Below are 21,306 nucleotides of genomic sequence, written 5' to 3'. Positions count from 1 at the left end.
GTTGCAAATGAAAACCATTATCATTAATTCTCGTGACCGATTCCCTGACACATCTGCCCGTCACCGTCCTGTCCGGCTTCCTCGGCGCGGGCAAGACCACGCTGCTCAACCACATCCTCGCCAACCGCGACGGCCGCCGGGTCGCGGTGATCGTCAACGACATGAGCGAGGTCAATATCGACGCGGCGCTGGTCGCGGGCCAGGGGCACCTCGATCGCACCGAGGAGAAGCTGGTCGAGCTCACCAACGGCTGCATCTGCTGCACGCTGCGCGAAGACCTGATCGAAGCCGTCGCCCGCTTGGCGCGCGAGGGCCGCTTCGACCAACTGGTGATCGAGTCGACCGGCATCTCCGAACCGATGCCGGTGGCGGCCACCTTCGATTGGGAGTTCGAGGACGGGTTCCGCCTCGGCGACATCGCCCGGCTCGACACCATGGTCACCGTCGTCGACGCCTCGACCTTCCTGGCCGAACTGGTCCGCGGACAGGCGCTGGCGGAACGCGATCTCGAAGCGGGCGAGGGTGATTCGCGCTCGATCGCGGATCTGCTTGTCGACCAGGTGGAGTTCGCCGATGTGCTACTGATCAACAAGACCGACCTGGTCAGCGCGAACGCCGCCGCCACTGTCGAGGCGACCGTGCGCAGGCTCAACCCGCGAGCGCACGTGCTGTGGACCGAAAAGGGTGTCGTCGATCTGAACGAAGTGCTCGCCACGGGGCGCTACAACCCGGTGGTCGCGGCCGAATCCGATGGCTGGGCCGAGGAATTGGCGGGCGGACACACCCCCGAAACCGAGGAATACGGGATCAGCAGCTGCACCTTCCTCGCCGACCGGCCGTTCCATCCGCAACGCCTCGCCGATGCGCTGGAGCGGCTGCGGGGAATGTTGCGCAGTAAGGGCTTCTGCTGGATCGCGAGCCGTCCCGAGCTGGCGGCCATCTGGTCGCAGGCAGGCCCGAATCTGACCTTCGAACCCGGCGCGTGGTGGTCGGAGCTGGAAGTGCCTGCGGGACAAGAACTCGTGTTCATCGGGGTGCGCCTCGACGCGCCCGCCCTCCGGCGCGACCTCGAGGCCGCGCTGCTCACGGACGCGGAGTTCGCGGCGGGTGCGAGCACGTGGACCGGCTACCCCGATCCGTTCCCGGCCTGGGCCGAGCTGCACGAGCATCACTGATTGGCATCTTTGGCGCACGGATCACTCTGCGCTGGTGCATGATTCGAAAGGGCCGCGACCCACGCACCGATGAGGGGAGCGTGGGCCGCGGCACCTGAGCGAATCAGGCGAGGCCGGCGAAGAATTCGCGGATGTCGCCGACCAGCACCTCGGGTGCCTCGTGCGCGGCATAGTGCCCGGCCGCGTCGTTCGCGCCACCCGCGCCCGTGTCGGTGCCGTAGGAATTCCAGCTCACGATCTTGCTGTGATCGCGCTCTGCGAACCGGCGGATCGACTGGAAATCGCCGGCGAACATGGCCAGTCCGGTCGGGACGGTGGTGGGCTCGGTCGGCTGCTCGCCCGCGTGCGCGTCCTCGTAGTAGAAGCGCAGTGACGAACCGGCCGTCCCGGTGAGCCAGTACAGCGCCACATTCGCGATCACGAACCGCGCGTCGAGTGACTCGCCGAACAGCTGCGCGTTCCAGCCGAGCAGGCCCACCGGGGAATCGGCCAGCGCGTAGGCCAGGGTCTGCGGCTGCTGGCTGTGCAGGGTGTTGAAGGCCATCTTGTTCTCGTGGAACCACTGCAGGTGCTGCAGCGCGGCCATATCCGCCTCCGACAGGCCTTCGAACTCGGCCGGGTCGCCGGAGGGGAACGAGTACAGCTGGGTGACGTGCACGCCGATCACGTTCTCGGGCGCGATCCGGCCGATCTCGGGGGAGACCATCGAGCCGCCGTCGTTGCCGATGGCGCCGTAGCGCTGGTAGCCGAGGCGCGCCATCAGCTCGGCCCAGGCGCGGGCGGTGCGGTAGCGGTTCCAGCCGGTGCTGCGGGTGGGGCCGGAGAAGCCGAAACCGGGCAGCGAGGGGATGACCAGGTGGAAGGCGGGTTGATCGGCCGATTCGGGCTCGGTGAGCGGGGTGATCACGTCGAGGTATTCGAGGATCGAACCGGGCCAGCCGTGGGTGAGGATCACCGGCGTCGCGTCGGGACGCGAAGAGCGGATGTGCAGGAAGTGGATGTCCTCCCCGTCGATCTCGGTGGTGAACTGCGGGTAGGCGTTGAGCTCGGATTCCAGTGCGCGCCAGTCGAATTCCTCCAGCCAGTACTCGGCGAGTTCCTGGACGCGGCCGACCGGAACGCCGTAGGCGTCGCCCACGCCGGGCAGCTCGTCCGGGTAGAGGGCGCTGCGCAGGCGGTTGGCGAGATCGTCGAGCCGGGCCTGCGGAACTTCGATGGTGAAGGGGGTGATGGCGGTCATGACGGCTCCTCTTCGTGAAACGGAATGTTTCGTTCTGTTCCAAACGTAGCAGAACGGAGCATTCCGTTTCAAGTGGTAGGCTGATATTCATGGCGAAGCAGACCGAAATCGCAGATCAGCCCCGCTTGCCCGGCCGCAAGGCGCAGGCGGCGCGCAACGACGGACTGATCCTCGATGCCGCGCGGGCGGTGTTCCTCGACGATCCGAACGCACCGATCGCCGCCGTCGCCGAGCGGGCGGGGGTGGGGATCAGTGCGCTCTACCGCCGCTATCCGAGCAAAGAGGTGCTGCTGCGCACGCTGTGCCACGACGGGCTACGGCGGTTCAACGCGGAAGGTGATGCCGCGCTGGCGGATTCGGATGGCTGGCGGGGGTTTGTCGGATTTCTGGAACGGGTTGTGGAGGCCGACGTGCACTCGCTCACTGTTCGCCTCGCCGGCACGTTCACGCCCGATGAATCGATGTTGCCCGACGTGGTGCATTCGGGGGAGGTCGGTGCGGAGTTGGTGCGCCGGGCACATGCGAGTGGGCGACTGCGGGCCGATGTCGATGCTCTCGATGTCGGGCTGATTCTCGAGGCTTGCTCGGCTGTCGCCATGCCTGATCCGGTTCGGACCGCTCAACTGCGCCAACGGGTACTCGCGCTGATGGTGGCCGGGTTGACCGCGGAGGGGGAGCTTCCAGGTCCGCCTCCTGCCGCGGGTGAGTTCGCTTGGCGGTGGGAGCGTCGGTCCTGACGGGATGTTCGGTAGGGACACCTCGGGATTACTCGACCGGGCGATGTTCGTGGTGGCAGACTCGGTGACTCAGCTGGACTACCACGCGGAGGCGCGTAGTGAACTGGACACTCGAAGTTGTGATCGTCCCGGTTTCCGATATCGACCGGGCCAAGGATTTCTACTCCCGTCAGCTCGGCTTCGTCGTCGACCACGACTCCGTCATCTCCGATGACGTGCGCATCGTGCAACTCACCCCACCCGGCTCGGGCTGCTCCATCGTCATCGGCAAGGGGGCGGTGCCGCACATGCCGCCCGGCTCGCTGAAGGGCCTGCAGCTCGTGGTGCCCGATATCAAGCAGGCGCATGCCGAACTCGTGGCGCGTGGCGTCGAGGTCACCGAGGTGCAGGAGCTCGGCGAGAACCCGCGGCCGGTTCCGCATCCGCTCGACAACGTCGGCTTCGTCTTCTTCAGCGATCCCGACGGCAACAGCTGGGGCGTCCAGCAGATCTCGAGCCGTGCGGGCTAGCGCGGAGTAACCCTCGAGCTGATTTGAACCCTGTCGGCGCGGGCCGCTGGGCGGGCACCATGCTCGCATGCTGTTGGACAGGCCCACCGAAACCGACGAGCGACGGATCCCGCTGTACCGCCGCCCGGGCTTTCTGCGTGCGCTGTCGCCGCTCGTGCTGTTGCTCGTCTGGCAGGTCGGCAGCACCAGTGGGTGGATTCCGCCCAAGAAACTGCCCGCGCCGTCGGCGGTATTCGACGCGGGTCTGGAAACCTACCGGTCCGGCCAGCTCGGCGAGGCGCTGTTGGTTTCCGGCCAGCGCGCGCTGTACGGTTTCGCGCTCGGCGCGGTGTTGGCGCTGGTGCTCGGGGTGCTCGCGGGCCTGAGCAGGATCGGCGAGTACGCGGTCGATCCGCCGTTGCAGATGATCCGCACCATTCCGCTGTTCGGCCTGATCCCGCTGTTCATCATCTGGTTCGGGATCGGCGAGGAACCCAAGGTCTACCTGATCGCGCTCGGTGTGTTCTTCCCGCTGTACCTCAATACCTTCTCGGGCATCCGCCAACTCGACCCGAAGCTGCTCGAACTCGGCAGCGCCCTGCACCTCGGCCTCGCCGAACGCCTGCGGCTGCTCATCCTCCCCGGTGCCCTCCCACAGATCCTGGTCGGCGCCCGGCAGAGCCTCGGCATCGCCTGGCTTTCGCTCATCGTCGCCGAACAGATCAACGCCAGTGCGGGTCTCGGCTTCGTCGTCAACAACGCGCGCGAATTCCTGCGCACCGACATCGTGGTGTTCGGCCTGGTGGTCTACAGCCTGCTCGGCCTGCTCACCGATTCGATCGTGCGACTGTTCGAACGTCGTGCACTGCGCTGGCGCCCGGCGGTGCACCGCTGATGGATGTTGCTTCCGCCACCCGCCGCCGTTCGATCGCGAGGTTCCCATCATGACGACTGTCACCCCCATCTCCCCGCCATCGGCCCGTGTGGCCGCCGCGCGAATCACCGGTCTCAGCAAGCGATTCGGTGATCGCACCGTGCTCGATGGGATCGATCTCGAGATCGGCGCGGGCGAGATCGTCGCGCTGGTCGGCCGCAGCGGATCGGGCAAGTCCACGCTGTTGCGGATCCTCAGTGGGCTCGACACCGCCACTCGCGGTGAGGTTTCCGTCGATGACAGGCCGACGATCGTCTTCCAGGAACCACGGTTGATTCCGTGGCAGCCGGTGGTCCGCAATGTCGCGCTCGGCAGGTCCAAGCCGCGCGATCGCCGTGCCGACGAGAAGGCCGCGCGTGAGCTGCTCGCCGAGGTCGGCCTGGCCGGTCGCGCCGATGCGTGGCCGCTGACGCTGTCCGGCGGCGAGTCCCAACGTGCCGCACTGGCACGGGCTTTGGTGGCCGCGCCGACCCTGCTGCTGCTCGACGAACCCTTCGGCGCCCTCGACGCCCTGACCCGACTGACCATGCACGACCTGCTGCTCGGCCTGCACGCCCAGCGCGAATTCGGCGTACTCCTCGTGACCCACGATGTGCTGGAAGCGATCACCCTGGCCGACCGCGTGCTGGTACTCGACGAGGGCCGCATCGCCGCCGAGGTGCCCATCGACCTGCCGCGCCCACGCACCGGCGCCGCACCGGAAGTCGCCGAGTACGCGACCCGCCTGCTCGCCCTGCTCGGTGTCACGAATTGACGCTCGTTCCTGGAACCTGTCGGTCCTGCGCTGCGCGACCGAACTCCGTCCTCACCCACGCACGAAAGTTGTTCCCGTGAAACGCACTCCGAAATCTCGTCTGACCGGTCTGGCCCTCGCCGTCGTCGCCGCGCTCTCCCTGAGTGCCTGCGGCGACGACGCGGCGACCGAGGCCGCGCCGTCGGGGCCGGTCGACCTCAGCACTGTCACGCTGAAAGTCGGTGACCAGAAAGCGATTTCGATCGAGGTATTGCTGAAGGCGTCGGGTCAGCTGGAGAACTTGCCCTACAAGATCGAATTCTCCACTTTCACCGCCGGTCTGCCGCTGGTCGAAGCCGCCAGTGCGGGCGGCATCGATATCGCTCAAACAGGCAATACCCCAGTCATTTTCGGCGCGGCGGCCGATGCCGATATCAAGATCGTCGGCGCACTCTCGGCGACCGGTAAGGGCGATGCCATCCTGGTCGGCAAGGACTCGACCATCGGGTCCGTCGCGGCACTCAAAGGCAAGAAAGTCGCTGTCTACAAGGGCAGTTCGGCCAACGCGAACCTGCTCCTGCAACTGCAGAAGGCGGGCCTGTCGCTGAGCGATATCGAGCCGGTCTACCTCGCCCCCGGCGACGGCTACACCGCGCTCACCCGAGGTGACGTCGACGCCTGGGCCACCTGGGACCCCTACACCGCGATCGCCGAAAAGGAGTCCGGCGCCAAGTCGATCGCCACCGCCGACCAGGCCGCCAACGGCTACAACTTCTGGGTAGCCGGCAACAAAACCATCGCCGACGCGGGCAAATCCGCCGCCCTGACCGACTTCTTCCAGCGCTACGCCGCCGCAACCAAATGGTCATCGGACAACCTCGACACCTGGTCGACCAAGTACGCCGAACTGACCCAGATCAGCGTCGACGCCTCCCGCACCACCTGGACCCGCTCGATCAAGGAGCCGATCAAGCTTTCCGACCAGGTCATCGCCTCCGAGCAGGAGATCGCCGACGCCTTCACCAAGGCCAAGGCAATTCCCGGCAAGGTCGACTTCAAGTCCTACGTCGACACCCGGTTCGACAAGGGGTAGGTGCCGGGGGCGGGACACATCAGGGTTACCCGGCCCGGGCGGGGTGTTTGGGTAGGTTCAGGGGTGGATCGCGTGCTACTGATCCGGATACCGGTTATGACCAGGAATCGGACGGTGAGGTGGCGCGGTGGGTGAGACGACGCAGACGTACGGCGCGATCAGGTGGGCCATGCTCGGGGTCCTGTGCGCCAGTCTGTTGCTGGTGGCGATGGACGCCACGATTCTCAATGTGGCGTTGCCGTCGCTGATCGACGATCTCCAGGTCGGGCCGCTGGAACAGCTGTGGATCATCGACATCTACGGGCTCGTGCTCGGCGGGTTGCTCATCACCACCGGTGCGCTCGGTGACCGGGTGGGGCGAAAGTTGTTGTTCCTCGGCGCGGTCGCGCTCGGCTTCCTGCTGCTGGCGGTGAGCCCGGAACCCACCACCTATCCGGTGGTCGCGCTGGTTCTGGTGTCCTCGAGCCACGCCTTCGATGTCGCGCTCACCACCACGTCCTACATCTCGGCCGTGGTGGTCGCGGTGGTGGCCGTCGGAACGGTCTGGCTGGTCCCCAGGGGGTTCCGCGTCACCGGCGGCCATTGATCCTTGACGCAACCCGAAGGTTGCAATACTCTGAATGGCAACCAATCGGTTGCAAAATAGAGGAGGCGTCATGGGATTCCCTGATCAGATCGTGCGGACTGTCGAGCTCGCGCACCCGCCGGAGAAGGTGTGGGCGGCGCTGACGACGGCCGAGGGGCTCGGGAGTTGGTTCGGAAATGCCGCCACTATCGATCTGCGGCCCGGGGGCGCGGCGCGGATGACGTGGAACGAGGGCGAGCAAGTCGCGAATATGCGGGTGGAGCGGGTCGAAGAGCCGACGGTGTTCGGCTATACCTGGCCGATCAACGGGCTGCCCGACGAGGATCCGCGACGCACCTATGTGGAGTTCACGCTCGAGCCGGTCGGCGCTGGGACGCGGCTGACCGTGGTCGAGACCGGTTTCGCGCAGCTGTCCGAAGACGCCTACAAGGAGGCGTTCGAGGGCAATATCGGTGGCTGGAAGAGCGAACTGGGTGAGCTGGTCGAGTACCTCGATGCGGCCTGAGTTAGAGGCTACAGCCGAACGGGTCTTCGTCGCGCTGGCTGATCCGAGCAGGCGAGCGGTGCTGGCCGCCCTCGCCGCCGACGGGCCCGCCACCGCGACAGACCTCGCCGATCGCCTGCCCATCACCCGACAGGCGATCGCGAAACACCTTGTCCTGCTGTCAGATGCGGGTCTGGTGATCGCGGAACCGGGGGAGCGGCGCAGAGTGCGCTACCGCCTCGACTCCGCCCCCATGCAAGTGGCCCAGCAGTTCCTGGCCGCCATGGCCCGCGACTGGGACGGTCCATTCGACGCCCTCCGAAGACATCTGGATGGCTGAACCGAAGGAAAAGCAATGAGCGACAACAACTTCACCGCGACCACCAACGTCGACGCCACGCCCGCGGAGGCGTTCGCGGCGATCAACAATGTTCGCGGCTGGTGGAACGAAACGATCGAAGGCACCACGGGCACCGTGGGCGACAGCTACCGCTTCGAGGTCCCTGGCGCGCATCGCTGCACGATGACCACCACCGAGTCGATCCCCGGCAAGCGTCTGGTCTGGCACGTCACCGACAGCCACATCTCCTTCATCGAAGACACCGCCGAATGGGAGGACACCGACGTGGTTTTCGACATCGTCGAACGCGACGGTGGCACCGAAATCCGTTTCACCCATGTGGGTTTGCGCCCGGCCGACGAATGCTACGAGGTGTGCGCCAATGCCTGGGGCGGCTACATCACCAAGAGCCTGCACGATCTGATCACCACCGGCACCGGTGACCCGTTCCGCACCGACAGCACCTTCGATTCCGAACTGCTCAAGCACGGCAACACCGACCTGGTGAAGCCGCGTCCCTAGCGCGGTGCCAGCAGCAGCGTCTGGGTGCTGCGGCCCAGTGGCCCGGTCTCGTCGAAGAGCGCCGATTCGGCGAGGCCGATGCCGTGCGGTTGCGGATGGGTGACCGCGTCCAGGCACACCCATTCGCCGACCGGCTGTCGGTGCAGGGTGACAGTCAGGTCGGTATTGATGAACAGGTATTTCGACCAATCTAGGACGGCACTCACACCGTTGCCGGAATCAGCGGCGGCGAGTGCGCGCTCGAGCGGGCTCGGGGTGGTGCCTGCCACGATCGGATACTTCAACCGAATCCAGCAGACCGCGGGACCCGGCTCACCGAAAGACCCGGTAGCGAAGCGATATTCGATGCCGGTGTGGAATCCGATCTCGTGATCGGTCGGGAACGACGACGGCTCCGACGCGGTGGGCAGCGGCCGATTACCGGTGGGCAGGAACTCCGTTGGCAGGTCGAGCGCGGGCTCGGCCAGCTTGAGCCGCCACGCCGTGGCCTGCATCACCGGCCCACGCTCCGACGACAACGTCGCCTCGACCAGTTCGACACTGCGCCCTGACCGCACCACCTTCGCCCGCGCGGTCAGCGGAGCCAGCGGCACCGGCCCCAGAATCTCGACGGCGACCCGCCCGACCTGAAATCCCGGCCGCGGCTCGCACCGCTCGATCACGTGCCCGAGCAGCGCCGAGGGCGGTCCCGCGTGTTGGGCGTCCGGCGACCACGGGCCGCGCGTCAGCTCGGTCGAGATGTACCGATTCGGGTCGGCGGGGTCGGTGAGATAGAAGGCATCGGACACCTCGCCGACGTTACCCCGACCTGCTCGCTGCCCGCCCGGTCGGCCCGGGCGGGCAGCACCGGGTCAGACGACCGGCAGATATACCTTGTTGCCCTGGTCGGCGAACTCGGCGGACTTCGCCGCCATGCCGGCCTCGATGGCGGCCACATCGGTCAGGCCCTGTTTCTCCGCGTACTCGCGGACATCGGCGGAGATGCGCATCGAGCAGAACTTCGGACCGCACATCGAGCAGAAGTGGGCGGTCTTGGCGGGTTCGGCGGGCATGGTTTCGTCGTGGTACTCGCGGGCCGTGTCCGGGTCGAGCGAGAGCGCGAACTGGTCGTGCCAGCGGAATTCGAAACGGGCCTTGGACAATTCGTTGTCGCGGTCCTGGGCGTGCGGGTGTCCCTTGGCGAGGTCGGCGGCGTGGGCGGCGATCTTGTAGGTGATCACGCCGACCTTGACGTCGTCGCGGTTGGGCAAGCCGAGGTGCTCCTTGGGGGTGACGTAGCAGAGCATCGCGGTGCCCGCCTTGGCGATGATCGCGGCGCCGATGGCCGAGGTGATGTGGTCGTAGGCGGGCGCGATATCGGTGGCCAACGGCCCGAGGGTGTAGAACGGCGCCTCGTCGCACAGCTCTTCCTCGAGACGCACGTTCTCGACGATCTTGTGCATCGGCACGTGACCGGGGCCTTCGATCATCACCTGCACGCCATAGGATTTCGCGATCTTGGTGAGCTCGCCCAGGGTTCGGAGTTCGGCGAACTGGGCCTCGTCGTTGGCGTCGGCGATGGACCCGGGACGCAGGCCGTCGCCGAGGGAGAAGGTCACGTCGTACTTCGCGAGAATCTCGCACAGTTCCCGGAAGTGCGTGTACAGGAACGATTCCTGGTGATGCGCCAAACACCAAGCGGCCATGATGGATCCGCCGCGCGAGACGATGCCGGTGACGCGCTTGGCGGTGAGCGGGATATAGCGCAGCAGCACGCCCGCGTGCACGGTCATGTAGTCGACACCCTGCTCGCACTGCTCGATCACGGTGTCGCGGTACATCTCCCAGGTGAGCTGGGTGGGATCACCGTTCACCTTCTCGAGCGCCTGGTAGATCGGGACGGTGCCGATCGGGACCGGCGAATTGCGCAGAATCCACTCACGGGTCTCGTGGATGTTCTTGCCGGTGGACAGGTCCATGATGGTGTCGGCACCCCAGCGGGCCGCCCACACCATCTTCTCGACCTCTTCGGCGATCGACGACGACACCGCCGAGTTGCCGATATTGGCATTGATCTTGACCAGGAACTTCTTGCCGATGATGGTCGGCTCGAGCTCCGGGTGGTGGTGGTTGGCCGGAATCACCGCACGACCGAGCGCGACCTCGTCGCGCACCAGCTCGGGCGAGACACCCTCGCGGGCGGCGATGAATCGCATCTCGGGGGTGATGATGCCCTGGCGAGCCCAGTGCAGTTGAGTACGCGGGCCTTCGACGGTGGGCCTGTCCCATTCGTCGCGCAGTTTCGGCAGGCCGGTTTCGAGGTCGATCACCGCGTTGTCGTCGGTGTACGGGCCGCTGGTGTCGAAGACATCGAAGTGGTCGCCGTTGGTGAGATTGATGCGGCGAACCGGGATGCGCAGGCCGTCAACCTCCTGGTAGTGCTTGACGCTGCCCCGGATCGGACCGGTGGTGACGGTGTCGACCGTCCCGTCAGAAGACGTGCTCGAGCCCATGATTGTTTCTCCCTACGCCGGCATTACCCGGTCAGGTTCATACGGTCGACGGCCCTGACGCCCGATTGGGCTAGCCGTCCTCTCAGCCCGCTGGTGCGAGCCCCCGTTCGTGTGAATTGCCCCGCCGACGTTACCCGCAGGTGTTCGCGACCCGCCCGGGGATGGACCGGACGGATCGCGCGCCAGGCTCGTTACACCGACGCCGAGTCGAGCTGTTTCGGCGCGTCATGGGTGGTGTCCTCGGCTTCATCGAGCCCGAACTTGTTGTGCAGCATCGCGAGTGGCTTCGGTGCCCACCAGTTCCAGGTGCCCATCATCCGCATGAGCGCCGGTGCGAGCAGGCCGCGGATGACCGTCGCGTCGCTGATCACCGCGAGTGCGCACCCGAGGCCGAACAGCTTCATCATCGACACACCGGAGGTGGCGACGCCGAGGAACACGATGCTCATCAGCAAGGCGGCGGCGGTGAAGATGCGCCCGGTGCGGGCCACGCCCATCGCGACGGCCTCGGTATTGCCCTCGGTGGTCTTCGGCCCGGCCAGCCATTCCTCGCGGATCCGGGAGAGCAGGAAGACCTCGTAGTCCATGGACGCACCGAAGGCCAGGCTGAACATCAGGATCGGCATGGCCAGGTTGAGGGTGCCGGTGGCGGTGAAGCCGAGCAGCCCCGACAGGTGGCCTTCCTGGAAGATCCACACCATCGCGCCGAACGTCGCCGCCAGCGACAGGATGTTGAGGATCAGTGCCTTGATCGGCAACACCACGCTGCCGGTGAACAGGAACAGCAGCACCAGCGTGGTGAGCGCGATCAGCGCGCCCGCCAGTGGCAGTTTGCCGGTGATCGCGTTCACCGAGTCCTGGTTGAGTGCGGCCGGGCCGGTGATCAGGGCTTTCGATGGGGCGGCAACGGCGCGCAAGGTGTCGAGTTGGGTGCCGCCCGCGTCGGAGTAGGGGTCGAGTGAGGTGGCGACCGACAGGTAGGCGCCGTGCTGCGCGTCCGTCATCTCGGGCACGCCCGCGGCCACCCGCATCCCGTTGCGGTACACCGCCGCGCTGCTGAGCACGGCAGGCACGTCGGGCACCTTGGACAGATCGCGCGCGTAGGTATCGAGCTCTGCTGCGCTGCCACGGAATTCGGGCAGCACAATGGTCGCGCTCGAGGCGAGGTCGGCGTCGAACTCGGTACGCAGGATGTCGCCGACTTCGCGACTGGCGACGCCGGTGGGCAGCGACCGGTCGTCGGGGTAGCCGAACTGGACCCCGAGGAACGGCGAACCGAGCAGCAGCAGGAACGCGGTGGTGGCCAGCGCGATCGACATCGGCCGTTTCATCACCGCGACGACGAGGCGGTACCAGAACGTCTGGCGCGGTTGTTTTTCCGTCCGCGGAGCCAGCCGGAACAGTCGCCGCATCGGTGCGCGCAGGTCGCCCGCGTCGATGCGGTGGCCGACCAGGATGAGCAGCGCGGGCAGCACGATCACCGCGGCGGCCGCGGCGGCGGCGACCACGGCGATGCCCGCGTAGGCGAACGACTTGAAGAAGTACTGCGGGAACACCAGCAGCGCCGACAGCGAGAGCGCGACGACAAGTGCCGAGTACACGACCGTGCGACCGGCGGTCTGGATCGCGCGGGTCACCGCGGCCGTCGGCGTGGCGCCCCCGGTCAATTCCTCGCGATACCGGCTGACGATGAACAGGCTGTAGTCGATCGCCAACGCCAGTCCGAGTGCCGTGGTCATGTTCAGCGCGAAGATCGACACATCGGTCAGGGCGGTGAGCACGCGCAGAATGCCCAGCGACGCCGCGATGGCGAACAGCCCGATCGCGATCGGCAGCGCGGCGGCCATGAGACTGCCGAACACCAGGGCGAGCAACAGACCGGTGATCGGGATCGCGATCGCCTCGGCGATGATCAGATCCTTGCTGATCTGGGTGTTGATATCGGCGAACGAAGCGGCCAGCCCGCCGGCCTTGACAGTGACCGGACCGCTCTCGACCTGCAGTTCCTCGCTCAGCATCGCCGCCCGAACGGGCAGCTCGGCATCGTCGCCCTCGATACTGGCCAGGATCAGCGCGTGCTTGCCGTCCTTGCTGAGCATCGCCTGTTTGAGGTCGGGCCGCGCGGTCCAGTACGACTGCACGCCGCTGACGATCTCGGGATGTGCGTCGAGGACGGCGATCGCATGGTCGGCCGCCGAGCGCGCGGCACCGGAGTCGGCCACGTCCTCGGTGGAGATCGTCAGGATGTAATTGGGCTCGCTGCCAGGGAAATGGTCGCTGAGATATTGGCTGGCCTGCACCGAATCGAGATCATCGGTGACGAATCCGCCCGATTTCATGTGCGAGTTCACCGTGGCGCCGATCGCGCCACACAGGACCATCAGTAACAGCGCGACCGCGACCACCCACCGTGGTCGGGCAACGGCGGTGCGGGCGATTCTCGTCAACATCGTCGGGCCTTTTGTCGGGAACTGCTGGAAACGTTCGAACCGTCACCGTATCCCGCGCCCGAATCTGCCCGATACCGCCTCGGGGCGGAGATGGATCGAGTACCATTTCCGCCCCTGGGTGGACGCTACCGCGGACCCGCTGTGGTTGACCCGTGCGCGGGCAGGATTCGTCCGCTGACCCTCCCGAGGCCGATCGGTCTCCCGTCCGTACCGGGGGCGGTGGCCGTGATCGTCACCTCGTCGCCGTCGGCAAGGAATGTGCGCTGCTGATCGTCCACGGTGATGGGTTGCGTTCCACCCCAGGACAGTTCGATGAAGGAGCCGCGTTGAGTCGGCTCGGGGCCGGAGATGGTGCCGGAGGCGTAGAGGTCGCCGGGGCGGATCGAGGCGCCGTTCGCGGTGAGGTGGGCCAACATCTGAGCGGGGGACCAGTACATCCGTGCGTAGGGCGGGCGGGCGACGACCTCGCCGTTCCAGGCGACGGACAGGTCGATGTCGAGGCCGAAGTCGCCGACGCCGCGCAGGTACGGGAGGGGTTCGGGGTCCTGTGTCGGCAGCGGTACGCGGGCCTCGGTCAGCGCGGCAAGCGGCGTGATCCAGGCCGAGATCGAGGTGGCGAAGGACTTACCGAGGAACGGGCCGAGTGGTTGGTACTCCCACGCTTGGATATCGCGCGCCGACCAGTCGTTGACCAGGGCGACACCGAAAACATGCTCGGTGAATTCGTCGATGGTGACCGGTGCGCCGAGGACGGACCCGGTGCCGATGACGAAGCCCAGTTCGGCCTCGATATCCAGCCGCTCGGACGGACCGAAATCTGTTGTGCCGGAACCTGTTCGGCGTTGTCCTCGGGGCCGGATGATCGGCGTATCCGACACGACGACGGTGCCTGCCCGGCCGTGATAACCCACCGGCAGATGCCGCCAATTCGGCAGCAGCGGTGCACTGTCCGGACGGAAGAGTCTGCCGAGATTGGTGGCGTGGTCGATGCTGGCGTAGAAATCGACGTAGTCGCCGATCCGCACCGGCAGCGCCATGCGCACCGAAGACACGGGATACACGGCATCGACCGGCAGCGCGGTATCGGCGAACGCGCGCAATCTTTCGCGGACCTCGCGCCAACGGCTGGGACCCTGCGCGAGAAAGGCATTCATCTCGGGTCGCGCGAACACCGAATCATTCAGTAGCGCAGCCAGATCGAGCACCGTATCGCCCAACCGGCAACCGACTCGGAAATCGCCGTCGGGCGGTGCGAAAACACCGTAGGGCATATTCTCCGGCCCGAACAGCGAGTCCGCGGGTACCTCGACGCGCAACCGCTCCGCGTCGCTCATGCCACTCATCCGAGCCCCGGCCCACGACCTGACCACGTCCACGCATAGGCGGGATCCTCACAGGCCAGCGCCCCTTCGCCGAGCTGTAGCGGCCGGAACGTATCCACCATCACGGCCAGTTCGTCGAAGAAGTCCGCCCCGATGCTGCGTTCGTAAGCGCCCGGCTGTGGGCCGTGCGCATAACCACCAGGGTGCACCGACACCGAACCCTGGGTGATGCCGGACCCCCTGCGCGCCTCATAGTTTCCGCCGCAATAGAACATGATCTCGTCGGAATCCACATTCGAGTGGTAGTACGGCACGGGAATCGACAGTGGGTGATAGTCGACCTTGCGCGGCACGAAATTGCAGATGACGAAATTGGTGGCCTCGAAGGCCTGATGCACCGGCGGTGGCTGATGCACGCGGCCGGTGATCGGTTCGAAATCGGCGATATTGAAGGTGTACGGGTACAGGCAGCCGTCCCAGCCGACGACATCGAACGGATGCGTCGCGTACGTCATCCTGGTGCCGATCACCTCGTTGCCCGCGCGATGCTTGACCAGCACCTCCACGTCGGTCTCCTCGACGAGCAGCAATTCGAGTGGGCCGTACAGATCTCGCTCGCAGTACGGCGAATTCTCCAGCAGCTGACCGAATTTCGACAGATAGCGCTTCGGCGGGGTGATGTGACTCGACGCCTCGATCACATACGCGCGCAACGGTTCCTCGCCCATCGGCAGCCAGCGGTGGGTCGTCGCCCGCGGCATGAGAACCTGGTCGCCTCGGCGTACCGGCAGGATCCCGAAGACGCTTTCCACCACGGCCGCACCGGATTCCACGTACACCAGTTCGTCGCCGATGGCATTGCGGTACAGCGGGGACGCGCCCTTGGCGACCACGTACGAGATCCGCACATCGGCATTGGCCAGCAGCAGCCTGCGCCCGGTGACCGGGTCGGTCGCCACCGCCGTATCGCCGGGGAACAGCAGGGGCAGCCGCAGATGCCGGTGGTGCAGTGGATGATTCGGCGTCAAGGTCTGGTCGGGCAGCTCCCAGACGGTCGCGTCGACGATCGCAGGCGGCAGGGCGCGGTGATAGAGCAGCGAGGAGTCCCCGGAGAAGCCCTCCTCGCCCATCAGCTCTTCGTAACAGAGGTTGCCCCGCTCATCCCGATGCTGCGTATGCCGCTTCGGCGGCACCGCACCAACCCGGCGATAGAACATCGGCTGAACCTCCCGCTACGTCGCAGGCTGAAATTTCTCCCTCCAACGTAACCGAGAACGCGCGGAAAATCCGTCAGAATTCCGCGATCACCGGAGCATGATCGCTGGCGCCCTTGCCCTTGCGTTCCTCGCGGTCCACCGACGCGTCCTTGATCTGGTCGGCGAGGGCGGGGGAGGCGAGGATGAAGTCGATGCGCATGCCCTCCTTGCGGGGGAAACGCAGCTGGGTGTAGTCCCAATAGGTGTAGACGCCGGGGCCGGGGGCGAACGGGCGCATCACATCGCGGAAGCCGAGGTCGAGCACGGCCTGGAAGGCCTCGCGTTCGGGCGCTGAGGTGTGGGTCTTGCCGATGAACAGTTCCGGCGCCCAGACATCGTCGTCGGTGGGGGCGATATTCCAGTCGCCGACCAGCGCGATCTTCGCCTCGGGGTCCTCGGCCAGCCAGCCAGCCGCCTTCGCGTGCAAGGTTGAGAGCCAGTTCAGTTTGTAGGTGTAGTGCGGGTCGGCGAGCGCGCGCCCGTTGGGGACGTAGAGGCTCCACACCCGCACCCCGCCGCAGGTCGCGCCGAGCGCGCGCGCTTCGACCACCGGCGATTCGATCAGCGAATCGCCGGCGTCCTTGTCGAAGCCGGGCTGATCGGGAAACGCGAACTCGACATCGGTGAGCCCGACCCGCGACACGATCGCGACCCCGTTCCACTGATTGAGCCCCACATGCGCCACCTCGTACCCCGCGGCCTCGAACTGTTCGAAGGGGAACTGATCGTCACGGCACTTGGTCTCCTGCAACGCCAGCACATCGATGTCGTGGCGGTCCAGAAACGCGATCGCCCGATCGACGCGGGACCGGATCGAGTTGACGTTCCAGGTGGCGAGACGCACGGTGGCGGTTGTCCTTTCGAAGCTAATGATTCTGCGGGGCGGCGTAGCGGTAGGCGTGGTGTTCGATGAAGCCGAGTTCGCGGTAGAGGGCCAGTGCGCCGGCGTTGCCCACCTCCACCTGGACGTAAGCGTGGCTGGCGCCCTGCTCGGCGCCCCAGCGGATCAGTTCGGCGCACAGCAGCGCGCCGAGGCCTTTGCGGCGGTGCGCGGTCGCCACGGCCACACAGGTCAGGCCGACCCAGCGTCGGCCGTCGGGGGCGGTGGTCACCGCGCCGCGGCCGATGGACAGGGGTTCGGGCAGGCCGAGTGAGGCGAAACCGAGGGTGCCGTCCAAGACCGAGGTGAGCACCGCGAAATCCGGTTCGCGCACGGACGGGTCGAGGGGGATCTCGCCACGGTAGCGATGAGTGCGCAGCCAGCCGTCCTCAGGCTCGCCGGCGATGCGTACCATCGACGGTCCTTGCGGCAGCACGAAATTCGCGATGTCGAGCCCGAGGACAACGGTCTCGCTCCAGGTGTTCCAGGTCGGCGGGACGGGCGCGAGCCGGTCGGGCAGCTGTAGCAGCAGCGGCAACCCCTGACTCGTGTACCAGTCCGCGATCTCGCGCATGGTGTCGATCGACAACACCGCTGGCACACCCGACTCACCCAGCGGCACCGCCGAATTCGCGCGCCCGGTGTAACCGTTACCCGCCCGGACGAGCCAACCGTCGATCCACAGATGCGCGCTGCCTGGCCAGGCCATCGCCGCCGCGGTCTCCAGCGACCGGATCTCCTTGGTGCGAATAGGCCTCGGCCCCAGCGCTTTCAGCGCGACAACGCGATCAGCCGACACCGAGACCAACTCGCCCTCGGCGGTCCGCACCGACGGCGGCGTCAGTGACACCAGTTCGCCGATCACATCGGTGAGCGGCTGGGGATAACCCGCGGGCAGCTGGTACCGCATCACCACGCGCCGCCCGAGTGGAATGTCAGTCGTCATGGCCGAAGGGGTCGGGGACGGTGCCCGGGATCCAGCTCAAACCCGGTGTGCCCCAGCCGTTTCGCTTGATGGCCTTCTTGGCGGCCCGAGCATTGCGGCCGATCAGCACGTCGACGTAGAGGAAGCCGTCGAGGTGGCCCACCTCGTGCTGGAGCATGCGCGCGAAGAAGCCGGTGCCCTCGAGTTCCACGGGCTCGCCGTTCTCGTCGGTCCCGGTGACCTTCGCCCAGTCCGCGCGACCGGTCGGGAACTGCTCGCCGGGCACCGACAGGCAGCCTTCCTCGTCGTCATCGGGGTCGGGCATGGTCTCGGGGATCGCGGAGGTCTCGAGCACCGGGTTCACGATCACGCCCTTGCGGCGGATCGGGTTGCCGGTGGCGTCGAAGTCGGGGCAGTCGTAGACGAACAGTCGCTTGCCGACGCCGACCTGATTGGCGGCGAGGCCGACACCCTTCGACTCTTCGAGCGTGTCGTACATATCCGCGATCAGCTCGGCCAGTTCCGCTGGGGTCTCCGTCACCTTCGCGGTGGGGGTGTGGAGAACGGGGTCACCGACGATCACGATCGGGAGAATTGCCATGGTCGCCATTATCGCCGCTGGCGCGGGCGCGTGATCGGCGGACCCCTGTGGCCCGCGACACCCCTACTGGCCTTCAGTCAACACGCCGTGACATGGGTCGAAGGATCGGGGGCACCCATGGTTGAATGACGACGGTATTCACCCATCTCGTGATACTCGGCGAGGGAGCAAGATGGACGGCGCAGCAGCTCGGCACATCTCCGACGGCCACACTGCGGGCGAACAGGATTCGGCGGCCGACGAGAGCACCGGTCTGAGCCGCCGCGAGCTCGACATCCTGGATTTCGAACGCAAATGGTGGAAATACGCGGGCGCCAAGGAAGACGCGATCCGCGAACTCTTCGCCATGTCGGCCACCCGGTACTACCAGGTCCTCAACGCGATCGTCGACTCCGACGCCGCGCTGGCCGCCGACCCGATGCTGGTCAAGCGGCTGCGCCGACTGCGGGCCAGCAGGCAGAAGTCGCGTGCCGCGCGCAAACTCGGTTTCCAGGTCTGACATGACGGCCACACACCCTCGGTTGCGACTAGGGTTGAGCGGGTGAGCAACCCGAACCCCACTCCCGGCGGCCCGCCGTTGCGCGCGCTGGCGATGGTGTTGATCGCGCTGGCCATTGTCTTCGCCGGTCTGGGTGCGATGTCGCTGTCGAACTCCGATGCCGTGGCAGCCGACGCGGAGCCGACCGAGACCACCACCTCCAGCGCGGTCGCGCAGGCACCGACCACCACGACTGCGCCGACGACCACCAGCGCGGCTGCCGCGACCACGACGACATCCGTCGCGCCGACGACCACCGCCCCGACCACCACCGCCGCGGCGGATGGCCCGGATCAGGCTGTGTCGGTGAAGGTGCTGAACAACAGCCTGGTCGCCGGCCTGGCCGCGCGAACCGCGAGCGAGCTGGGCGCGGCGGGTTGGACCAATGTGAGCACCGGCAACTACAGCGGCGCGAACCTGACCACCACCACCGTGTACTACGGCGGCGGCGCGGGCGACAAGGCCGCGGCCACCGAGATCGCCGAGCAGGTCGGCGGGACGGTCGCGCCCAAGACGGGGGACACCTCGCCGGGCGTTGTCGTCGTGCTGACCGGTCGCTGAACCGGGCGCGGCACGCGGTGCCGTAGGTCGTCTCGCCGCTGTGGCATCATCTTGAGCGGTATAGCCCCAGTCCGATAAGGAGTCTCCTGATGGCCACGTCGACAACTCGTCGCCCGTCCTGGCGCATTGTGACCCCGTTGCTCGCGGTCGCCGCGTTCGGGCTCACTGCGTGCTCCAACAGCCAGGAGTCGAGTGACGTCAAGGGCACCACGCCGCCGGTGTGGACCAGCTCGGCGGCTCCCGGCGGCGAAAGCGGCGGCCACGGTGGCGGTCACGCCGAATCGTCGGCGACCGCGGCCCCCGGCCACGGCGACGATCACGGTGGCGTGGCAGGCGGCCTGAAGACCTCGCTCAAGAACGGTGCGGGTGCTGAGGTCGGCACCGCGACCATCGTCCAAGAAGGTGGCCACCTGGTCGTCACCGTCGAGGCACGCGGTCTCACCCCCGGCTTCCACGGTTTGCACTTCCACCAGAACGGCACCTGCGAGGGTGACTTCGCCTCGGCCGGCGGGCATCTGCAGGTCGGCGGTGCCACCGCGCACCCGGCCAGCGGTGACCTCACCTCGCTGCAGGTCGGTGCCGACGGCTCCGCGAAGCTGGTCACCCGGACCGACACGGTCACCCTCGACGCGGTCAAGGGCAAGGCGCTGATCATCCACGGCGGCGCGGACAACTTCGGCAACATCCCCCCGCGCTACACGCGTGAGGGTGGCACCGGCCCGGACGAGACCACCCTGAGCACCGGCGATGCGGGCGCCCGGGTGGCGTGCGGCGTGGTCGGTTAGCGAGAAACGCATGGCTGGGGGATTCGAGTCGGTTCCGTTTCGCGGTTCGCCCCGGCCGACCATCGGCATCGAATGGGAGATCGCGCTCGTCGACAAGGTGACGCGTGATCTGTCCAACACTGCCTCGGCGGTGTTCGACGCGGTCGGTGACCTGCGCGCGCACGACGGCACTCCGCAGGTCACCAAGGAATTGCTGCGCAACACAGTCGAATTGGTGACCGGGGTGCACGACACGGTCGGCGGGGCGGTGGAAGACCTGCGCGGCACCATGGACGCGGTGCGCCGGGCGGCCGATCCGCTCGGTGTGGACCTGTTCTGCGCGGGCACCCATCCGTTCGCGGCATGGTCGGCCCAACAGCTCACGCGCTCACCGCATTACGACGAACTGATCGAGCGCACCCAGTGGTGGGGCCGCCAGATGCTCATCTGGGGTGTGCACGTGCACGTAGGAGTTTCGCACCGGGACAAGGTCTTTCCGATCCTGAACTCGCTGCTGCTGTCGTATCCGCATCTGCTCGCGCTGTCGTCGTCCTCGCCGATGTGGTCCGGCGACGACACCGGCTACGCCAGCAATCGCGCGCTGATGTTCCAGCAGTTGCCGACCGCCGGGCTGCCGTTCCAGTTCGAGAACTGGCACCAGTTCGAAGGTTTCGTACACGACCAGATGAAAACCGGTGTGTTCGAACAACTCGGCGGCATGCACTGGGACATCCGGCCCGCCCCCAAGTGGGGCACCATCGAGGTGCGGGTGTGCGACGGGCTGTCCAGCCGTGCCGAACTCGCCGCGGTGGCCGCGCTGATCCACTGCCTGATCGTCGACCTGGACCAGCGCCTCGAAAACGGCGAGACGCTGCCGACACTGCCGCCCTGGCACGTGCAGGAGAACAAATGGCGGGCCGCGCGCTACGGGCTCGACGCCATCATCATCGTCGACGATGCCAGTAATGAGCGTTTGGTCACCGACGATCTGACCGAGCTGCTGAACCGGCTCGAGCCGACCGCGAAGCGTCTCGGCTGTGCCGACGAGCTGGCCTCGGTGGCCGACATTCCCCGCCACGGTGCCTCCTACCAGCGGCAACGCCGGGTAGCCGCGCAGACGCAGGGCGATATGGTCGCGGTCGTCGACGCGCTGGTGCGCGAGCTGGATCAATAGCGTTCAGCTGC

23 protein-coding genes and 1 riboswitch are annotated in these 21,306 nt (G+C 66.8%); of the genes, 14 read left to right on the top strand and 9 right to left on the bottom strand.

Features of this window, described 5'->3' with window-relative positions; genetic code table 11:
• Positions 1–32: 32 nt before the first annotated feature.
• The gene (locus ACLJPD_RS07830; protein WP_410871151.1) at positions 33–1,175 is read left to right on the top strand and encodes a GTP-binding protein; all 1,143 of its coding nucleotides are present in this window, start codon (positions 33–35) and stop codon (positions 1,173–1,175) included.
• Positions 1,176–1,278: 103 nt separating this feature from the next.
• Here ACLJPD_RS07830 and ACLJPD_RS07825 read toward each other — a convergent pair whose 3' ends face one another.
• Positions 1,279–2,415, bottom strand: a complete 1,137-nt coding sequence (locus ACLJPD_RS07825; RefSeq protein ID WP_410871150.1) for an epoxide hydrolase family protein — start codon at positions 2,413–2,415, stop codon at positions 1,279–1,281.
• An 89-nt stretch (positions 2,416–2,504) separates the two neighbouring features.
• Between ACLJPD_RS07825 and ACLJPD_RS07820 the strand changes: the two genes are divergently transcribed.
• The 9 genes from ACLJPD_RS07820 (at position 2,505) to ACLJPD_RS07780 (ending at position 8,332) form a co-directional block, all read left to right on the top strand.
• Entirely contained in the window at positions 2,505–3,152 is a 648-nt protein-coding gene (locus ACLJPD_RS07820) for a TetR/AcrR family transcriptional regulator (RefSeq protein WP_410871149.1), read from the top strand.
• A gap of 98 nt (positions 3,153–3,250) precedes the next feature.
• Entirely contained in the window at positions 3,251–3,661 is a 411-nt protein-coding gene (locus ACLJPD_RS07815) for a VOC family protein (RefSeq protein WP_410871148.1), read from the top strand.
• 67 nt (positions 3,662–3,728) lie between these two features.
• A complete protein-coding gene (locus tag ACLJPD_RS07810) occupies positions 3,729–4,535 on the top strand; it encodes an ABC transporter permease (protein ID WP_410871146.1) in 807 nt (268 codons plus the stop codon).
• 49 nt (positions 4,536–4,584) lie between these two features.
• Positions 4,585–5,328, top strand: coding sequence for an ABC transporter ATP-binding protein (locus tag ACLJPD_RS07805; RefSeq protein ID WP_410871144.1), 744 nt, complete (start codon positions 4,585–4,587; stop codon positions 5,326–5,328).
• 76 nt (positions 5,329–5,404) lie between these two features.
• Entirely contained in the window at positions 5,405–6,400 is a 996-nt protein-coding gene (locus tag ACLJPD_RS07800; RefSeq protein WP_410871142.1) for an ABC transporter substrate-binding protein, read from the top strand.
• A gap of 127 nt (positions 6,401–6,527) precedes the next feature.
• The gene (locus ACLJPD_RS07795) at positions 6,528–6,986 is read left to right on the top strand and encodes an MFS transporter (RefSeq protein WP_410871140.1); all 459 of its coding nucleotides are present in this window, start codon (positions 6,528–6,530) and stop codon (positions 6,984–6,986) included.
• 70 nt (positions 6,987–7,056) lie between these two features.
• Positions 7,057–7,491 (top strand): SRPBCC domain-containing protein, encoded by a 435-nt coding sequence (locus tag ACLJPD_RS07790; RefSeq protein ID WP_410871138.1) that lies wholly within the window; start codon positions 7,057–7,059, stop codon positions 7,489–7,491.
• Positions 7,481–7,810 (top strand): ArsR/SmtB family transcription factor, encoded by a 330-nt coding sequence (locus tag ACLJPD_RS07785; protein ID WP_410871136.1) that lies wholly within the window; start codon positions 7,481–7,483, stop codon positions 7,808–7,810. The genes ACLJPD_RS07790 and ACLJPD_RS07785 overlap by 11 nt, the downstream gene beginning before the upstream one ends.
• Positions 7,811–7,825: 15 nt before the next feature.
• Entirely contained in the window at positions 7,826–8,332 is a 507-nt protein-coding gene (locus ACLJPD_RS07780) for an SRPBCC family protein (RefSeq protein WP_410871134.1), read from the top strand.
• Here the strand turns inward: ACLJPD_RS07780 and ACLJPD_RS07775 are convergent.
• The 8 genes from ACLJPD_RS07775 to ACLJPD_RS07740 all read right to left on the bottom strand — a co-directional run bounded on the left by ACLJPD_RS07775 (position 8,329) and on the right by ACLJPD_RS07740 (position 18,258).
• Positions 8,329–9,120: a thioesterase family protein gene (locus tag ACLJPD_RS07775; protein ID WP_410871132.1), complete on the bottom strand. Its 792-nt coding sequence runs from the start codon at positions 9,118–9,120 to the stop codon at positions 8,329–8,331. The two genes, ACLJPD_RS07780 and ACLJPD_RS07775, sit on opposite strands and share 4 nt — an antisense overlap.
• Before the next feature lie 63 nt (positions 9,121–9,183).
• Positions 9,184–10,824 carry a phosphomethylpyrimidine synthase ThiC gene (gene thiC, locus ACLJPD_RS07770; RefSeq protein WP_410871130.1) on the bottom strand — a complete coding sequence of 547 codons (1,641 nt, stop codon included), beginning with the start codon at positions 10,822–10,824 and terminating at the stop codon, positions 9,184–9,186.
• A riboswitch (TPP riboswitch) is annotated at positions 10,821–10,941 on the bottom strand. (Overlaps the previous gene by 4 nt.)
• A 74-nt stretch (positions 10,942–11,015) precedes the next feature.
• The gene (locus tag ACLJPD_RS07765; RefSeq protein WP_410871128.1) at positions 11,016–13,274 is read right to left on the bottom strand and encodes an MMPL family transporter; all 2,259 of its coding nucleotides are present in this window, start codon (positions 13,272–13,274) and stop codon (positions 11,016–11,018) included.
• Positions 13,275–13,399: 125 nt separating this feature from the next.
• Positions 13,400–14,608, bottom strand: coding sequence for a fumarylacetoacetase (gene fahA / locus ACLJPD_RS07760; protein WP_410871126.1), 1,209 nt, complete (start codon positions 14,606–14,608; stop codon positions 13,400–13,402).
• Positions 14,609–14,613: 5 nt separating this feature from the next.
• The gene (locus tag ACLJPD_RS07755) at positions 14,614–15,813 is read right to left on the bottom strand and encodes a homogentisate 1,2-dioxygenase (RefSeq protein ID WP_410871124.1); all 1,200 of its coding nucleotides are present in this window, start codon (positions 15,811–15,813) and stop codon (positions 14,614–14,616) included.
• A 73-nt stretch (positions 15,814–15,886) separates the two neighbouring features.
• Entirely contained in the window at positions 15,887–16,696 is an 810-nt protein-coding gene (locus tag ACLJPD_RS07750) for an exodeoxyribonuclease III (protein WP_410871123.1), read from the bottom strand.
• A 22-nt stretch (positions 16,697–16,718) separates the two neighbouring features.
• Entirely contained in the window at positions 16,719–17,678 is a 960-nt protein-coding gene (locus tag ACLJPD_RS07745) for a GNAT family N-acetyltransferase (protein WP_410871121.1), read from the bottom strand.
• Entirely contained in the window at positions 17,668–18,258 is a 591-nt protein-coding gene (locus ACLJPD_RS07740) for a peptide deformylase (protein ID WP_410871119.1), read from the bottom strand. Before ACLJPD_RS07740 ends, ACLJPD_RS07745 begins: the two co-directional genes overlap by 11 nt.
• Before the next feature lie 172 nt (positions 18,259–18,430).
• Here ACLJPD_RS07740 and ACLJPD_RS07735 point away from each other — a divergent pair, with 172 nt between their 5' ends.
• The 4 genes from ACLJPD_RS07735 (at position 18,431) to ACLJPD_RS07720 (ending at position 21,295) form a co-directional block, all read left to right on the top strand.
• A complete protein-coding gene (locus ACLJPD_RS07735; protein WP_410871117.1) occupies positions 18,431–18,757 on the top strand; it encodes a DUF3263 domain-containing protein in 327 nt (108 codons plus the stop codon).
• Positions 18,758–18,799: 42 nt separating this feature from the next.
• A complete protein-coding gene (locus ACLJPD_RS07730) occupies positions 18,800–19,357 on the top strand; it encodes a LytR C-terminal domain-containing protein (RefSeq protein WP_410871116.1) in 558 nt (185 codons plus the stop codon).
• Between the two features lie 89 nt (positions 19,358–19,446).
• The gene (gene sodC / locus ACLJPD_RS07725) at positions 19,447–20,142 is read left to right on the top strand and encodes a superoxide dismutase[Cu-Zn] (RefSeq protein ID WP_410871114.1); all 696 of its coding nucleotides are present in this window, start codon (positions 19,447–19,449) and stop codon (positions 20,140–20,142) included.
• A gap of 10 nt (positions 20,143–20,152) precedes the next feature.
• Positions 20,153–21,295, top strand: coding sequence for a glutamate--cysteine ligase (locus ACLJPD_RS07720; protein ID WP_410871112.1), 1,143 nt, complete (start codon positions 20,153–20,155; stop codon positions 21,293–21,295).
• The last annotated feature ends 11 nt before the right edge of the window (positions 21,296–21,306 follow it).

Source organism: Nocardia sp. A7 (genome assembly GCF_046549215.1).
GTDB lineage: Bacteria > Actinomycetota > Actinomycetes > Mycobacteriales > Mycobacteriaceae > Nocardia.
The sequence above is the reverse complement of the archived record's forward strand: the minus strand, read 5'-3'. Positions and strand labels throughout refer to the sequence as shown.

What these genes read in the sequence shown, in the direction of transcription:
- ACLJPD_RS07780 (WP_410871134.1), top strand. Translation starts at nt 7,826, where the DNA reads ATGAGCGACAACAACTTCACCGCGACCACCAACGTCGACGCCACGCCC.
- ACLJPD_RS07735 (WP_410871117.1), top strand. Translation starts at nt 18,431, where the DNA reads ATGGACGGCGCAGCAGCTCGGCACATCTCCGACGGCCACACTGCGGGC.
- ACLJPD_RS07755 (WP_410871124.1), bottom strand. Translation starts at nt 15,813, where the DNA reads ATGTTCTATCGCCGGGTTGGTGCGGTGCCGCCGAAGCGGCATACGCAG.
- ACLJPD_RS07720 (WP_410871112.1), top strand. Translation starts at nt 20,153, where the DNA reads ATGGCTGGGGGATTCGAGTCGGTTCCGTTTCGCGGTTCGCCCCGGCCG.
- ACLJPD_RS07745 (WP_410871121.1), bottom strand. Translation starts at nt 17,678, where the DNA reads ATGACGACTGACATTCCACTCGGGCGGCGCGTGGTGATGCGGTACCAG.
- ACLJPD_RS07790 (WP_410871138.1), top strand. Translation starts at nt 7,057, where the DNA reads ATGGGATTCCCTGATCAGATCGTGCGGACTGTCGAGCTCGCGCACCCG.
- ACLJPD_RS07740 (WP_410871119.1), bottom strand. Translation starts at nt 18,258, where the DNA reads ATGGCAATTCTCCCGATCGTGATCGTCGGTGACCCCGTTCTCCACACC.
- thiC (WP_410871130.1), bottom strand. Translation starts at nt 10,824, where the DNA reads ATGGGCTCGAGCACGTCTTCTGACGGGACGGTCGACACCGTCACCACC.
- ACLJPD_RS07765 (WP_410871128.1), bottom strand. Translation starts at nt 13,274, where the DNA reads ATGTTGACGAGAATCGCCCGCACCGCCGTTGCCCGACCACGGTGGGTG.
- ACLJPD_RS07820 (WP_410871149.1), top strand. Translation starts at nt 2,505, where the DNA reads ATGGCGAAGCAGACCGAAATCGCAGATCAGCCCCGCTTGCCCGGCCGC.
- ACLJPD_RS07785 (WP_410871136.1), top strand. Translation starts at nt 7,481, where the DNA reads ATGCGGCCTGAGTTAGAGGCTACAGCCGAACGGGTCTTCGTCGCGCTG.
- ACLJPD_RS07810 (WP_410871146.1), top strand. Translation starts at nt 3,729, where the DNA reads ATGCTGTTGGACAGGCCCACCGAAACCGACGAGCGACGGATCCCGCTG.
- fahA (WP_410871126.1), bottom strand. Translation starts at nt 14,608, where the DNA reads ATGAGCGACGCGGAGCGGTTGCGCGTCGAGGTACCCGCGGACTCGCTG.
- sodC (WP_410871114.1), top strand. Translation starts at nt 19,447, where the DNA reads ATGGCCACGTCGACAACTCGTCGCCCGTCCTGGCGCATTGTGACCCCG.
- ACLJPD_RS07825 (WP_410871150.1), bottom strand. Translation starts at nt 2,415, where the DNA reads ATGACCGCCATCACCCCCTTCACCATCGAAGTTCCGCAGGCCCGGCTC.
- ACLJPD_RS07805 (WP_410871144.1), top strand. Translation starts at nt 4,585, where the DNA reads ATGACGACTGTCACCCCCATCTCCCCGCCATCGGCCCGTGTGGCCGCC.